Below are 14,939 nucleotides of genomic sequence, written 5' to 3'. Positions count from 1 at the left end.
CGGACTGCATGCGCGCCACCGGCTGGGTGGGCGCGGCGCCGTTCGGTGTCGGCGTAGCGCCGGCAGGGGCCGGCGACGGGGCGGGCGCGCTTGCCGGCGCACCGGCGCCCGTACCGGACGGAGTGGCGGCGGGCGTCGCCGGCTGCGCCGGGCGTGCGGGCGGCACGGGAGCGGCTGGCGGGCTCGGCGGGCTGGTGGGGCGGGCACCGCGCGAGAGCAGGCGGCTGCGCTCCAGCAGCGAGGTCGGCGGCTGGTCCGGCTGGAGCCGCTTGCGCGCGTCGTCGGCGCTCATCGGCTCGCCGAACAGCCGCCCCTGCCCGTAGCGGCAGCCGAGCTTGCCCAGCGCGGCGGCGACCTGCTCGGTCTCGATGCCCTCGGCGATGATGTCCATGCCGAGGTCGTGCGCCATGTTGATGATGGTGCGCAGGATGATCGGGCGCTGGGCCTTGTTGCCGCTGCGCCCGAGCGCCTTCATGAAGGTGCGGTCGACCTTGATGCTGTCGAAGGGGAAACGCTGGAGATAGGCGAGCGCCGAATAGCCGGTGCCGAAATCGTCCAGCGTCAGCCCGGCGCCCAGCTCGCGCATGCGCAGCAGGATCTGCGAGGCGTATTCCGGGTTCTCCATGGCGAGCGATTCGGCCAGTTCGAGCTTCAGCGTGCCGGGCGCGACCACATTGCGGGCGAGAACGGCCTTCAGGTCCTGAAGCAGGTCGTGGCGCAGCATGTGCCGCGAGGAGATGTTGACCGAGACGAAGATCGGGTCGCCGCGCAGGTTGCGCTGCCAGACGCCGAGCTGGCGGGCGGCGGTGTCGAGCGCGAACAGGCCGAGGTCGACGGCAAGGCCGGTATCCTCGGCGATGCCCATGAAGTCGGACGGCGGCAGCAGGCCGAGATGGGGATGCTGCCAGCGCACCATCGCCTCGAAGCCGGCGACGGCGCGGGTCGTGAGGTCGACCACCGGCTGGTAGACGATGCTGATCTCGTTGCGCTCCAGCGCCTGGCGCAGGTCGCCCTCCAGCGTCAGCCGGTCGAGCTTGTGGGTGCGCATGGAGGGACGGAACACCTCGATGCGGTCGCCGCCGACGCGCTTGGCGAAATACATCGCCAGTTCGGCGTCCTTGAGCATCTCGGTCGGGGTGCGCTTCTGTCCGTCGGCGAGAAGCAGGCCGATGGAGGCGGTGATGAAGATCTCGCGGTCGCCGAAAGTGATCGGCGCGCGCAGCGTGCGGCGCAGCGTGTCGGCGAAGGCGGTGATGCGCTCGGGGTCGCGCTCGGAGAGCAGGATGAGCGCGAAATGGTCGCTGCCGAGCCGGGCCAGCGTGTCCTGCTGCTTGACGAGGCGCATCAGGCGCCGGGCCACCGTGAGCAGGATGGAATCGCCGGCCGGCATGCCGAGGCTGGCATTGACCTGCTTGAAGCGGTCGAGGTCGATCAGCATCACGGTCGGGCGGATCTGCTCGTCAGTGCGCGCCAGCCCGCCGGCGGCGGAGAGCCGGTCGAGGAACAGTTCGCGGTTCGGCAGGCCGGTGAGGTTGTCGTGCACCGCGTCGTGCAGCATGCGCTCCTCGGCGGTGCGGCTGTCCGTCACGTCGGAGAGCGTGCCGATGCAGCGCACCACCTCGCCGTCGGTGCCGACCACGGGGCGGGCGCGCAGGTTGAACCAGAGATAATGACCATCATGCGCACGCAGGCGAAAATCCTGGTCGATGCGCCCGCGCCGCTGGTCGAGCAGCCCGTCCAGCGTGGCGCGGAAGCGGTCGCGGTCGCCGGGATGGATGATGTCGAGCCAGCCGGCGGCCTCGGTCTCCAGCGTGCCCTGCTTGAGGCCCAGCATGTGCTCGGCTTCGGGGCTGACATGGATGCGGTCGGTGTCGACGTCCCAGTCCCACACGATGTCGCCCGAGCCGGCCACGGCGAGCGCGCGGCGCTCCAGCTCCTGCGCGCTGCCGGCCACCGAGCCGATGCCGGCGAAGGCGTGCTGCATCACGGTGAAGCCGATCAGCATGACGATCAGCACGAGCCCGCCGAGCAGGGCCGGGGCCACGAGGTCGTTGCCGATGCGGCCCGACACCGCCATGCCGGCGGTGATCACCCACACCACCAGCAGGAACAGGGTCGGGATGATCAGCACCGCGCGGTCGTAGCGGTGCAGCGCCAGCCACATCACCACGCCGAAGCCCATGAAGGAGACGACCAGCAGCGAGGGACGCGCGATGCCCGCCGCCGCCGAGGGGTCGAGCAAAGCGAGGCCGACAATGGCGGCGAGGAAGACCAGCCAGCCGGCGGTGACATGGGCGTAGCGCACGTGCCAGCGGTTGAGGTTGAGATAGGCGAACAGGAACACGACGAGGGTGGCGGCGAGGATCGCCTCGCCCGCCGCGCGCCAGAACTGCTGCGCCAGCGGCGAGATGCCGAACACCTTCGACCAGAAGCCGAAATCGAGGCCGATATAGCCGAGCACCGCCCAGGCCAGCGCGGCGGCGGCCGGGAACATCGCGCTGCCCTTCACCACGAAAAGGATGGTGAGGAACAGGGCCAGCAGGCCGGCGATGCCGATGACGATGCCGTTGTAGAGGGTGAAGGAGTTGACCTTGTCCTTGTAGGCCTCCGGCTCCCACAGATAGAGCTGCGGCAGGCCGCCATCGCCCAGCTCGGCCACCAGCGTCACCGTGGTGCCGGGGTCGAGGGTGATGAGGAACACGTCGGCGTCGGGGGCGTTCTGGCGCTCCGGGCGGAAGCCCTGGCTGGCGGTGACGTTGAGGATGCGCCGGTTGCCGAGGTCCGGCCAGAACACGCCGGAGCCGACCATGCGGTAATGCGGCGCCACGATCAGCCGGTCGACCTGCTCGTCGGTGTTGTTGGCCAGGGCGAAGATCGCCCACTTGCTGCCGTCCGGCCCGGGGGCGACGGAGCGCACCTCGATGCGGCGCACGATGCCGTCGGCGCCGGGCACGGTGGAAACCTGGATGCGGTCGGTTTCGCTGGTGCGCCGCTCGACCGCCGGGGCCAGATCGACGACGAGGGCGTCGAGGCGGATGGCCACCGCTTCCAGCGCCATCGCCTTCGGCACGCCGAGCAGCAGCATGGCCGGCAGCACCGCCAGCAGCAGCGCCGCCATCGCCGCGGCGAACCGGGACAGGTCCGGCCGGCGGGGAAGGCGGCCGGCAGGGCCGCGCGGCGAAGCGGGACGGGCGATGGCCAAACGAATTCCTCTGAACACGGCTTCGGATGCCGCGCCGCCGGCTTCGTGCGGCGACGCGCCACGATGAGTAACGGCGCGACGCGGCCGGGGCAAGGCGTCGCGCGAACAGGGCGCGCGGGCCTGCGTGACGGTTGCGGACGGCAGGGCTCAACCCGAATGCTAATCGGCTGGAATTGGGTCGTTATTTGGACCGACCGGCGGTTCGGCCCCGCCCGGCCCGGCGGCGGGACGACGCGGGCCGTGCCGGGCGCCGTCGAGCGTCCCGGCAGGGGACACGGCGCCGAAGCGCGGCGCGGCGTTGATTCCCCGCGCGCTAATAGGGGTAGACCGGGGTCCAGGACTTCACGCGAGCCTCGGCCTGCGCGCGCTGCTCGGGCGTCAGGTCGGCGACCAGCTTGTCGAGCATGGGGTCGTCGAGGTTCTGCGCCTTGGCGGCAAGGTGCCACGCCGCGGCGGCGACGAGGTCCTTCGGGGCGCCCCGTCCGGCCGAGAGAATGCGGGCATAGCGGTTCTGGGCGATGGCATTGCCCGCCAGCGCCGCCTCGCGGAACAGTTCGGCCGCGCGTTCCTCGTTCTTGGGCAGCCCGCTGCCGTTGAAGACGAGGATGGCAAGCTCGGTGGTGGCGACGGTGTTGCCGACCGCGCTGGCGCGCTGGAGCAGGCGGGCCGACTCGATCGGGTCCTTCGGGACTCCGTTGCCGTCGCGATAGAGGGTCGCCAGCGCGTAGAGCGCGTCGGGCTGGTCGCGGTCGGCGGCGCGCTTAAACCACTCCGCAGCGATGGCGGGCTCCTTCGGCGCCACCTGCCCCTGAAGGTAGATCAGGCCGAGATTATAGGCGGCGCGCACATTGCCGGCTTCGGCCGAACGGCGGAAATAGCCGACGGCCTGATCCTTGGCGGTTATCTCCGGCGCGTCCATGAGGACGGAGCCGAGCGTGAACAGCGCGTCCGCATTGCCCTTCGCGGCTGCGGCCTCGTACCATTTGCGGGCCGCCTCCGCGTCCTGCCGCACGCCGTAGCCCTGCGAGAGAAGCTCGGCGGCGAGGACCATGGAAACCGGATCGCCCTTGGAATTGGCGCGCTCGACCGCGAGGTCGAAGGCGGTCTTGTAATGGCCGGTCTGATAGGCCGCATAGGCCGGGTCGGGCACGGTGGTACCGGCCGCGTTCGGCTTGGCGGTGGCGGGCTTTGCTGTTGCCGGTTTGGCGGCCCCCGGCTTGGCCGGCGCCTGCGCATGTGCCTGCGGAGCCAGCGCGGCGAGCAGGGCGAGACCACCGGCCATGGCTACGGCCAGATGCGGGCGCGGCGCCGCCATCAGTCGCCCCCGCCGCCGGCGAGCCGCCCGGCCAGCGCCTGTGCGCCTTCCTCGGGCGCGTCGAGCACGAGGTTGTCCACCGCGATGAAATCGGTGCCGGCCTCGACCAGCGCGTCGACCTCTTCCAGCGTGCGGGCATAGGCGACGCAGGGCGGCTCGAAGAGCTGGGCCCACCATTCGGCGCGCTCCAGCGTCGCCTCGAAGGGCGGGCGCCGGCCGGCGGTGTCGGGCTCGCCGAACATCACATAGTCGGCGCCCGCCTCGGCCGCCGTCATGGCGTCATGCTTGCTCCGCAGGGTGCCGGCCCCGGCAATGCCGTGCGGGCGCAGCGCCGGAAGCGCGGCCTTGAGCGCGGCAATGCTGTCGAGATGCGCCCCGTCGGCACCGATCGACTCGGCAAGGCCGGTATTGTTCTCGACAAGGCAGGCGCCGCCAATGGCATGGATCGCCGCGACGAGGGGCGGCAGCGCGTCCGCAGCGCCGGGGCGGATCAGCACGGCAGCGATATCCAGCGAACGGCCGGCCACGCTCAGCGCGGCGATCTGGCCGGCGACCGCGTCCGGCGTCTCGGCCGGCGGCAGCAGCAGGTAGAGCCGCGGGGACGGTCGCGCAGGTTCGGGATCGTGTCGGGCCGGGGAGCGAGCCATGGGGGTCCAGCGTTGTGACGTTCGGTCAGGAGGATGCATCCGATAGGTGCATCCGGCAGCGAAGCGAGCCAGCCAAGCCATTCCGCAGGATGGCGGCGAAAGCGCGGCAGGCCCCGCCTGTCTACCGCGCCGGACCGTTGCGGGTCCAGCGTCCCGCTCCGACGCCCGCTCTGGCGCCCGCTCCCGGGGCGTTGCCCGATTGCGGTAATATTTTAGTGGTAGAGGCAGCCTGCTCGCCAATTCGCGAACGGCCTCCGGCTTATCGCGGTCATGTGGCGGTGCTATTGGTTCGCTCGGCGCCGCAGGGCGCGGTCCATCGCCGCCCGCCGCCATCCGTTGGGGGAAACATGCGTCTTCGTCCTCATTGTCTCGCCTTCGCCGCCGCCGCGCTCGCCGCGCTCGCCGCGCTCGCCGCGCTCGCCGCGCCCGCCTTCGCCCAGCAGCCGGCCGCTCCGGTGCCCGTCGCCGGCACGACGGCCGGTGCCCCGACCGCCCTTCCGCCCGCGCTGGCCTGGCCGCGCAGTTTCGATCTCGGCGACAAGCTGATGCAGGTCTACCAGCCGCTGATCGAGCAGTGGAACGGCGACCAGATTTCCGGCCGCGCCGCCATCGCCATCGGTCCCAAGCCGGCCGACGGCGCGTCCGGCGGCACCTCCACGGCGCCTGCCGCCTCGCCGACCTACGGCCTCGCCCGGTTCACCGCGCGCGTGGCGGTCGACAAGCCGTCGAAGCTCGCCCAGCTGAGCAATATCCGCATCACCTCGGTGGATGTGCCGACCGACCCGTCGCAGGATGCGCTGCTGCTGAGCACGCTGCAGTCGCGCATCTCGCCGCAGGGCATGACCTTCGCGCTCGACCATCTGATGACGAGCTATGCGGCGACCAAGCAGCTCGACAAGGAGATGACCCAGCCGGTGGAGAACACCCCGCCGCGCATCGTCTTCGCCGACAAGCCGACCCTTCTCGTGCTGATGGCGGGCAAGCCGGCGCCGCGCCCGGTCAACGGCGTGCAGGGCTTCCAGCGCGTGGTCAACACCCAGCCGCTGATGCTGGTCGACGCCGCCGGCCTCTACCATCTGCAGGCGGCCGGCACCTGGTATCAGGCGCCCGCCGTCGAAGGCCCGTGGACCGTCACCGCCCAGCCGGACCCCTCGCTCGAGGCGGCCGGCAGCACGGCGACCTATGAGGAGCCGGCGCAGACCATGCTGCCCGCCAACGGGCAGAAGCCGGCCACCCCGCCGGCGGTGATCGTCTCCACCACCCCGGCCGAGCTGGTCATCACTGCCGGTGCGCCGCAGATGACGCCGGTGGGCGGGACCTCGCTGCTGCGGGTGAGCAATGCCGACCATGCGATCATCCTCGATCCCGACAGCAACCAGTATTACGTGCTGATCTCCGGGCGCTGGTTCCGCGCCGCCGGCTTCGCCGGACCGTGGAGCTTCGTGCCCGGCACCAGTCTGCCGGCCGGCTTCGCCAAGATCGCGCCGACCGATCCGGCCTCGAACGCGCTGGTCTCGGTGCCCGGCACGCCGCAGGCCAAGGAAGCGGCCATTGCCGCCACCGTGCCGCAGACGGCGAGCATCAAGCGCGATACCAAGCTCACCATCCAGTACGATGGCGGCGCGCCGAAATTCGAGCCGATCAAGGGCACCATCCTCAGCTACGCGGCCAATACCCGTACGCCGGTGATCATGCTCGACGCGGTTCGCTACTACGCGCTGTTCCAGGGCGCGTGGTTCGTCTCCGGCACGCCGGCCGGGCCGTGGTTCGTCGCCGACGTGGTGCCGGACGCGATCTACACGATCCCGGTCTCCTCGCCGCTGCATTACGTGACCTATGTCAGGGTCTACGCCTCGACGGCGGATGTCGTTACCGTCGGCTACACCCCCGGCTATATGGGCGTCGTCATCGAGCCCGGCGGCACGGTGGTCTACGGCACCGGCTACAACTGCGTCGGCTATATCGGCACCTACTGGTATGGCTGCCCGGCCACCTATGGCTATGACGCGGCCTTCGCCTGGACCACGGGCTTCGCCTTCGGCTACGACGCCGCCTTTGGCTGGGGCGCGATGTATCCCTGGTGGGGTCCTTACTGGCGCCCGGGCCCCTGGTACGGCCCGTGGGCGGGCGTCAACATCAACCAGACCAACATCTACGGCGCCTGGGGCGGCGCGGCGGTATGGGATCATGCCTGGGGCGTCGGCCCCTATGGCACCGCCTGGGGCGCCAATGCCGTGCACGGCGTGACCGGATGGGGCACCGACTTCGCCGGCCGCTCGGCCGCCGCCTTCAACCCCTGGACCGGCAACTACGCCGCCGGCCGCTCGGCGGCGTTCTTCAACCCCTATACGGGCGCCCATGGCGAGGCGCGCGCCGGCGTCGAGGGCAACGCCTATACCGGCAACTACGCGGCGGGCCGCGAGTCGGCGGGCTACAACCCGACCACCGGCATCGGTCATGCCTCGCAGACCGGTGTGGTCGACGATGACGGCCATATCAGCGCCGACAGCCGCGGCGTCGCCGGTAACGCCAAGACCGGCAATGCGGTGGCGTGGAACAACGGCAACGTCTACACCGACCATGACGGCAGCATCCACCAGTACGACTCGTCCAGCGGCTGGCAGCATCAGGCCGGCAATGGCTGGCAGGCGGATTCGAACGCCGACCAGATCGGCCGGCTGGATCAGCAGCGCCAGTATCAGGACCTCGGCAACCAGCGCGCCGACAGCTTCGCCCGCGCCGGCGGCTATGGCGGGTATGGCGGCGGCGATCATTTCGGCGGCGGTGACTTCGGCGGCGGCTTTCGCGGCGGGTTCGGCGGCGGCTTCCGCCGCTGATCCGCAACCGATCTGCGACCGTCCATCACGAATTGCGTCATCCCCGGCCCTGCGCCGGGGATTTCGGTTTCAGGGCATCTCCGCGTGGCGCAGGGGCCTGTCGTGGCGGGCTGTGCTGCGCCGTCAGCCCATGGCGCCGGTGACGTAGCGCCGGGTGCGCTCGTCGCGCGGCTCGGAGAACATCTGCGCCGTCGACCCGAACTCGACCAGTTCGCCGAGATAGAGGAACGCCGTGTAGTCGGCGATGCGCGCCGCCTGTTGCAGATTATGGGTGACGATGACGATGGTGCTCTCGCTCTTGATCTCCTCGATCGTCTCTTCGATCCGGGCGGTGGAGATGGGGTCGAGCGCCGAGCAGGGCTCGTCGAGCAGGATCACTTCCGGACGTACCGCCATGGTGCGGGCGAGGCAGAGGCGCTGCTGCTGGCCGCCGGACAGGCTCAGGGCCGAATGATCGAGAAGCCTGCCGACCTCCTCCCACAGCGCCGCGCGGCGCAGCGCATCCTCCACCCGCTGATCGAGCTGGATCTTGGACAGTTCCTCGTTGAGCCGCATGCCGATCGCCACATTGTCGTAGATCGACATGGGGAAGGGCGAGGGCTTCTGCGTGACCATGCCGATCCGCCGGCGCAGGGTCAGCACGTCCACGTCCGGGGCGAGAATGTCCTGCCCGTCCAGCAGCACCTGCCCTTCCACATGCTGGTCTTCGTAGAGATCGGGCATGCGGTTGAACACCCGCAGCAAGGTGGACTTGCCGCAGCCGGAGGGGCCGATCAGCGCCGTCACGCGATGGGCGTGGATCGGCAGCGAGATGTCATGGAGCGCCGGCTGCGTGCCGAAGCGGAAGCTCACATGGCGGACATCGAGCTTGACCGGGGTCGGGGTGGGCTCGCCCGCGCGGGCCGAGGGATGGGCGAGGCCGCGCGCCTCGAAGCCGCCGGGCGGAAAGCCGGTCTTGAGATCGTGTCGCACGCTCGTCTCTCCCCTGCCATTCCGCAAGGTTAGAGGCGGGGGGCATTCGTGCCTTGCGCAAGGTCAAGAGGCGGCAATGCGCCGGCCCGCCGCGTGCCGGCCGGCCGAAGGCGTCGATAAAACAAAGGCGCCGCCTTGCGGCGGCGCCTCGCAAATGCCGGAAGGCCGGGTCGTTCAGGCTGCCTCAGGCCGCCTTCCTGGCCTCGATCTCGGGCGTCCACTGACCCAGCGCGGCGAGATAGTTCATCTTGGCGCGGTGAGTGAACGCGGCCTGACCGGCGGCGACGTTCTCCGGCTTGCCGGACCACGCCTTCTGCGGTGCCGCCTGAAGGGCGCGGCCATAGGAGAAGGTGAGGTTCCACGGCAGCCCGCCGCCGCGGATCATGGCGTCGAGATGGGCGGTCGCCTCCTCGTCGGACTGGCCGCCGGACAGGAAGGCGACGCTGGGGATCGCCGCCGGCGCGGTGTTCTTGAGCAGGCGCACGGTCTTCTCGGCCACTTCGGCGACGGACGCCTGCCGGGACGACTTCTTGCCGGCGATCACCATGTTGGGCTTGAGCACCGCGCCCTCGAGGTTCACGCGGGCGTAGAAGAGCTGCTGGAACACTTCCTTCAGCACCCACTCGGTGACTTCGTAGCAGCGGTCGATGTCGTGGTCGCCATCCATCAGCACCTCGGGCTCGACGATCGGCACGATGTCGGCCGCCTGCGCCAGCGCTGCGTAGCGGGCGAGCGCCTGCGCATTGGCGATGATCGAAGTGTAGCTCGGGATGTGACTGCCGATGTCGATCACCGCACGCCACTTCGCGAAGCGGGCGCCGAGGTCGTAATATTCCTTGAAGCGCTCACCGAGGCCGTCGAGGCCCTCGGTGATGGTCTCGCCCGGGCAGCCGGGCTGCGGGCGGGCGCCCAGATCGACCTTGATGCCGGGGATGGAGCCGGCATCCTCGATCAGCTTGACCAGCGGCGTGCCGTCCTTGGCGTTCTGGCGGATGGTCTCGTCGAAGAGGATGACGCCGGAGATGTACTGCGACATCGCCTCCTCCGAGCGGAACAGCATCTCGCGATAGTCGCGCCGGGTCTCGAAGGTGGATTCGATACCGATGGCGTCGAAACGCCTCTTGATCGTGCTCGAACTCTCGTCCGCGGCAAGAATGCCCTTGCCGCCCGCCGCCAGCTTGTACGCAACCTCTTCGAGGCTCGCCGTCATGTCTCTCTCCCGCGCGAAACAGACCGTTCGGCACCGCGGCCGGATCGAATGCGGGGCCGGACGATCGGAATGTATATCACCCGGGCGGCGAAGTCCTGAAAGCCGGGACTTCCGCCGCCCGTGCGGTTCTCAACGTCTCAAGGCTTCGACCCCCGGCAGCGCCTTGCCCTCGAGCCATTCGAGGAAGGCGCCACCGGCCGTCGACACATAGGTGAAGTGGTCGGCGACGCCGGCATGGTTGAGCGCCGCCACCGTGTCGCCGCCGCCCGCCACCGACAGAAGTCCGCCGGCGTCGGTGAGTTCCGCCGCCGCCTTCGCCACCGCGACCGTCGCCGTGTCGAAGGGCGGCAGCTCGAAGGCGCCGAAGGGGCCGTTCCATACCACCGTCTTCGCAGCCCTTAACCGGCCGATGACATGGGCGATGGAAGCCGGGCCGGCATCGAGGATCATCTCGTCGGCCTTCACCTCGTCGACCGACGCCACGCGATGCGGCGCGTGCGCCTTGAACTCGGTGGCGACCAGCGCGTCGGTCGGCAGCACGATCTCGCAGCTGGCGGCCTTCGCCTTGTCGAGGATCTCGCGCGCGGTGCCGGCCAGCTCGTGCTCGCACAGCGACTTGCCGACATCCTTGCCCTGGGCCGCCAGGAAGGTGTTGGCCATGCCGCCGCCGATGACGAGGATGTCGACCCTGGCGACGAGATTGCCGAGCAGTTCGAGCTTGGAGGACACCTTGGCGCCGCCGACCACGGCGAGCACCGGGCGCTGCGGCTTTTCCAGCGCCTTCGCCAGCGCCTCGATTTCTTCCTGCATGCAGCGGCCGGCATAGGCCGGAAGCCGATGCGCGAGGCCCTCGGTCGAGGCGTGGGCGCGGTGGGCGGTGGCGAAGGCGTCGTTGACGTAGATGTCGCCGAGGCCGGCCAGCGCCGCCACGAAGTCGGGATCGTTCTTCTCTTCCCGCTTGTCGAAGCGGGTGTTCTCCAGCAGCAGCACGTCGCCGTCGTCCAGCGCGCCCACGGCCGCCTCGGCCACCGGGCCGATGGTGGCGGGGGCGAAGGCGACGGGCTTGCCGAGCCGGCTGGCGACCTCGCCGGCGATGGGCGCCAGCGACAGCGCCGGGTCCTCGCCCTTGGGGCGGCCGAAATGGGCCAGCAGGATCACCCTGCCGCCTTTGTCCGATATCTCGCGGATGGTCGGCAGCACGGCCTGGATGCGGGTGTCGTCGGTGACGCGGCCATTGTCGACGGGCACGTTCAGGTCGACACGCACGAGCACGCGCCGTCCGGCGACCTCGGCATCGTCGAGCGTGCGGAAAGCGGATTCCTCGCTCATGGGTTTCTCTCCCTCAGATTGTTGATCTTGATGCGAAACGGCCGGGCCTTCTTGGCGGAAGGCCCGGCCGGGCCGGAAGTCAGATCAGCTTGCCGAGGGCGACCGCCGTGTCGGACATGCGGTTCGAGAAGCCCCATTCGTTGTCGTACCACGACAGGACACGGACGAAGTTGCCTTCCAGCACCTTGGTCTGGTCGAGGTGGAAGATCGAGGAATGCGGGTCGTGGTTGAAGTCGGTGGACACGTTCGGCTGGTCGGTCATGCCGAGAATGCCCTTGAGCGGTCCGCTCGCGACGGCGGCCTTGATCGCCTCGTTGATCTCCTCCTTCGTCACCTTCTTCTTGGCGACGAACTTGAAGTCGACGACCGAGACGTTCGGGGTCGGCACGCGGATCGAGGTGCCGTCGAGCCGGCCCGCCAGCTCGGGCAGGACGAGGCCGACGGCCTTGGCCGCGCCGGTGGTGGTCGGGATCATCGACAGCGCCGCAGCGCGGGCGCGGTAGAGATCCTTGTGCATGGTGTCCAGCGTCGGCTGGTCGCCGGTGTAGGAATGGATCGTCGTCATGAAGCCGTGGTCGATGCCGACGGCATCGTTCAGCACCTTGGCCACCGGCGCGAGGCAGTTGGTGGTGCAGGAGGCGTTGGAGACGACGAGGTGGTCCTTCGTCAGCTTGTCGTGGTTGACGCCGAACACGACCGTCAGGTCGGCGCCGTCGGCCGGGGCGGAGACCAGCACGCGCTTGGCGCCGGCGGTCAGGTGCGCGGCGGCCTTGTCGCGGGCGGTGAAGATGCCGGTGCATTCGAGCGCGACGTCGACGCCGAGAGCGGTGTGAGGCAGCTCGGCCGGATTGCGGACCGCCGTGACCTTGATCGGCCCGCGGCCGACGTCGATGGTGTCGCCGGCGACCGTCACGACGCCGGGAAAGCGGCCATGCACGCTGTCGAAGCGGAACAGATGCGCGTTGGTCTCGACCGGGCCGAGGTCGTTGATGGCGACGACCTCGATGTCGGTACGGCCCGACTCCATGATGGCGCGCAGCACATTGCGGCCGATGCGTCCGAAGCCGTTGATGGCAACCTTGAGCGTCATGCGTTTAATCCCCAGGTAAGCTCTTTCATCACGATCCGCGCGTTGGCCTCATAGCGCGGCGGACGCTACGACACCAGTCGCACTTTTGACGCTGCTACCTGGGTGCAGGGCTGGCGCACGCAACATGCGCCAGCCGCATGGCTTCCCGCCGAAAGCCGCCTCAGCGCTTGAGACGGCTCAGGGCGGTGGCGACCACGGCTTCCGGCGTGATGCCGAAATGCGCGAACACCTCGCCCGCCGGACCCGAAGCGCCGAAGCCGGTCATGCCGACGAAGGCCGCGTCGGAGCCGGCGATGGCATCCCAGCCTTGGCGGATGGCGGCCTCGATGGCGATCTTCACCGGCGCCTTGCCGACGACCTGACGGCGGCTCTCCTCCGGCTGGTTCAGGAACAGCTCGAAGCAGGGCACGGAGACGATGCGGGTCGGCACGCCCTGCGCTTCCAGCGCCTCACGGGCCTTCACCGCCAGCGAGACTTCCGAGCCGGAGGCGAACAGCGAGACCTGCGCGTCGTCCGAGGCCCGCACCAGCTCATAGGCGCCGCGCGCGGTCAGGCAGCGCTCGTCGCCGTCGTCGGTGCGCAGCAGCGGCAGGTTCTGCCGGGTCAGCGCCAGCACGCTCGGGCCGGTCTTGTGCTCCAGCGCGAGCTTCCAGGCCTCTGCCGTCTCCACCGTGTCGCAGGGACGGAAGACGAGGAGGTTCGGGATCGCGCGCAGGGCGGCGATCTGCTCGACCGGCTGGTGGGTCGGGCCGTCCTCGCCGACGCCGATGGAATCGTGCGTGAAGACATAGGCCACGCGCACGCCCATCAGCGCCGCGAGGCGGATGGAGGGGCGGCAATAGTCGGAGAACACCAGGAAGGTGCCGCCATAGGGGATGAAGCCGCCATGCAGCGCGATGCCGTTCATGGCGGCGGCCATGCCGTGCTCGCGGATGCCCCAGTTGACGTAGCGGCCGTCATATTTCGGCGGCTCGACATAGACCGAGGTGGCCTTGGTCTTGGTGTTGTTGGAGTGGGTGAGGTCGGCCGAGCCGCCCACCATCTCCGGCAGGGCCGCGGTGAGGGCCTCCAGCACGATCTCGGAGGACTTGCGGGTGGCGACGGCGCCGCCATCCGCGCGCGCCTTGGCGATCACGCCGGCGATGGTCTCACCGAGCTTCGAGGGCAGATCGCCGCGCACCCGGCGCTCGAACTCGGCGCGCTTTTCGATGTCGGTCGCCTTGAGGCGCTCGTTCCAGCTCTTGTGGGCCTGGCGCGAACGCAGCCCGGCCAGGCGCCAGGCGTCCAGCACGTCGCTCGGGATGACGAAGGGGGGATATTCCCAGTTCAGGAATGCCCGCGCGGCGGCGATCTCGGCGGCGCCCAGCGGCGCGCCGTGCACGGCATTGGTGCCGCCCTTGTTCGGCGCGCCATAGCCGATGGTGGTGTGGCAGGCGATCAGCGTCGGCTTGTCGCTGGTCTTGGCACGCTCCAGGGCGGCGAGGATGGCATCGGGATCATGGCCGTCGACGCGGGTGGCGTTCCAGCCCGACGCCTCGAAGCGGGCGAGCTGGTCGGTCGCCACCGACAGGGCGGTCGAGCCGTCGATGGTGATGTGGTTGTCGTCCCACAGCACGGTGAGCTTGTTCAGCTTCTGGCGGCCGGCGATCTCGATCGCCTCCTCCGAGATGCCTTCCATCAGGCAGCCGTCGCCGCAGATGACATAGGTGTGGTGGTCGACGAGATCGGAGCCGAACTGCGCGGCCAGCATGCGCTCGCCAAGGGCGAAGCCGACCGAGTTGGCGAGGCCCTGGCCGAGCGGGCCGGTGGTGGTCTCGACGCCGACCGTGTGGCCGTATTCCGGGTGGCCGGGGGTGCGCGAGCCGAGCTGGCGGAAATGCTTCAGGTCGTCGAGGGTCATGCCCTCGTAGCCGGTGAGATAGAGCAGCGAATAGATGAGCATCGAGCCGTGGCCGGCCGACAGGATGAAGCGGTCGCGGTCCGGCCAGTGCGGGTCGGTGGGGTCGTACTTCAGCACCTTGCCAAACAGGACGGTGGCGACGTCGGCCATGCCCATCGGCATGCCCGGATGGCCGGAATTGGCGGCCTCGACGGCATCCATGGCCAGGGCCCGGATGGCATTGGCCATGCGATCGTGCTTCTCGCGGTTCGACATGAGGACGAATGTCTCCGAGGGGGAACGCGTTAACGGATTGTGCGGGTCGCGGCGTCTTTCGGAACGGCCGCGGGCTGAGCGGCGGGGCTTCCGGTGCGGGCCTTCTCAGCGTGCAGACAAAGGGCGCGGGAGTGATAGCACCACGGGCCGCCGTGTCAAAGGCGTGCGACGACCGCCGGCTG

General features: G+C 69.7%; 8 protein-coding genes and 1 pseudogene. 1 reads left to right on the top strand and 8 read right to left on the bottom strand.

Annotated features, from left to right (window positions below):
- Positions 1 to 250: 250 nt before the first annotated feature.
- The 3 genes and pseudogenes from GBB76_RS09300 to GBB76_RS09290 all read right to left on the bottom strand — a co-directional run.
- Positions 251 to 3,118, bottom strand: a pseudogene (locus GBB76_RS09300) (EAL domain-containing protein); the annotation flags it as partial.
- Positions 3,119 to 3,515: 397 nt separating this feature from the next.
- Positions 3,516 to 4,517, bottom strand: a complete 1,002-nt coding sequence (locus GBB76_RS09295) for a tetratricopeptide repeat protein (RefSeq protein WP_152303053.1) — start codon at positions 4,515 to 4,517, stop codon at positions 3,516 to 3,518.
- Entirely contained in the window at positions 4,517 to 5,164 is a 648-nt protein-coding gene (locus GBB76_RS09290) for a thiamine phosphate synthase (RefSeq protein ID WP_152303052.1), read from the bottom strand. Before GBB76_RS09290 ends, GBB76_RS09295 begins: the two co-directional genes overlap by 1 nt.
- A 347-nt stretch (positions 5,165 to 5,511) precedes the next feature.
- On the opposite strand from GBB76_RS09290, the gene GBB76_RS09285 reads away from it, so the two are divergent.
- On the top strand, positions 5,512 to 8,001 hold the full coding sequence (locus GBB76_RS09285; RefSeq protein WP_152303051.1) for a carbohydrate-binding family V/XII: 2,490 nt from the start codon (positions 5,512 to 5,514) through the stop codon (positions 7,999 to 8,001).
- A 123-nt stretch (positions 8,002 to 8,124) separates the two neighbouring features.
- On the opposite strand, the gene pstB is transcribed toward GBB76_RS09285, so the two are convergent.
- From pstB to tkt, 5 genes are all read right to left on the bottom strand, one after another.
- Complete coding sequence (gene pstB / locus GBB76_RS09280; RefSeq protein ID WP_152303050.1) at positions 8,125 to 8,973, bottom strand: phosphate ABC transporter ATP-binding protein PstB; 849 nt, start codon at positions 8,971 to 8,973, stop codon at positions 8,125 to 8,127.
- 184 nt (positions 8,974 to 9,157) lie between these two features.
- Entirely contained in the window at positions 9,158 to 10,183 is a 1,026-nt protein-coding gene (locus tag GBB76_RS09275; protein WP_152303049.1) for a class I fructose-bisphosphate aldolase, read from the bottom strand.
- Positions 10,184 to 10,312: 129 nt separating this feature from the next.
- Positions 10,313 to 11,512: a phosphoglycerate kinase gene (gene pgk / locus GBB76_RS09270; RefSeq protein WP_152303048.1), complete on the bottom strand. Its 1,200-nt coding sequence runs from the start codon at positions 11,510 to 11,512 to the stop codon at positions 10,313 to 10,315.
- Positions 11,513 to 11,591: 79 nt separating this feature from the next.
- The gene (gene gap / locus GBB76_RS09265; RefSeq protein WP_152303047.1) at positions 11,592 to 12,602 is read right to left on the bottom strand and encodes a type I glyceraldehyde-3-phosphate dehydrogenase; all 1,011 of its coding nucleotides are present in this window, start codon (positions 12,600 to 12,602) and stop codon (positions 11,592 to 11,594) included.
- A gap of 160 nt (positions 12,603 to 12,762) precedes the next feature.
- On the bottom strand, positions 12,763 to 14,757 hold the full coding sequence (gene tkt / locus GBB76_RS09260; protein WP_152303046.1) for a transketolase: 1,995 nt from the start codon (positions 14,755 to 14,757) through the stop codon (positions 12,763 to 12,765).
- Positions 14,758 to 14,939 lie beyond the last annotated feature (182 nt).

Origin of the sequence: Ancylobacter sp. TS-1, from assembly GCF_009223885.1 — a bacterium.
GTDB lineage: Bacteria > Pseudomonadota > Alphaproteobacteria > Rhizobiales > Xanthobacteraceae > Ancylobacter.
Note: the sequence above shows the minus strand (reverse complement) of the source record. Positions and strands in the feature narration are given on the sequence as shown.

What these genes read in the sequence shown, in the direction of transcription:
- GBB76_RS09295 (WP_152303053.1), bottom strand. Translation starts at nt 4,517, where the DNA reads ATGGCGGCGCCGCGCCCGCATCTGGCCGTAGCCATGGCCGGTGGTCTC.
- GBB76_RS09290 (WP_152303052.1), bottom strand. Translation starts at nt 5,164, where the DNA reads ATGGCTCGCTCCCCGGCCCGACACGATCCCGAACCTGCGCGACCGTCC.
- GBB76_RS09285 (WP_152303051.1), top strand. Translation starts at nt 5,512, where the DNA reads ATGCGTCTTCGTCCTCATTGTCTCGCCTTCGCCGCCGCCGCGCTCGCC.
- GBB76_RS09275 (WP_152303049.1), bottom strand. Translation starts at nt 10,183, where the DNA reads ATGACGGCGAGCCTCGAAGAGGTTGCGTACAAGCTGGCGGCGGGCGGC.
- pgk (WP_152303048.1), bottom strand. Translation starts at nt 11,512, where the DNA reads ATGAGCGAGGAATCCGCTTTCCGCACGCTCGACGATGCCGAGGTCGCC.
- gap (WP_152303047.1), bottom strand. Translation starts at nt 12,602, where the DNA reads ATGACGCTCAAGGTTGCCATCAACGGCTTCGGACGCATCGGCCGCAAT.
- tkt (WP_152303046.1), bottom strand. Translation starts at nt 14,757, where the DNA reads ATGTCGAACCGCGAGAAGCACGATCGCATGGCCAATGCCATCCGGGCC.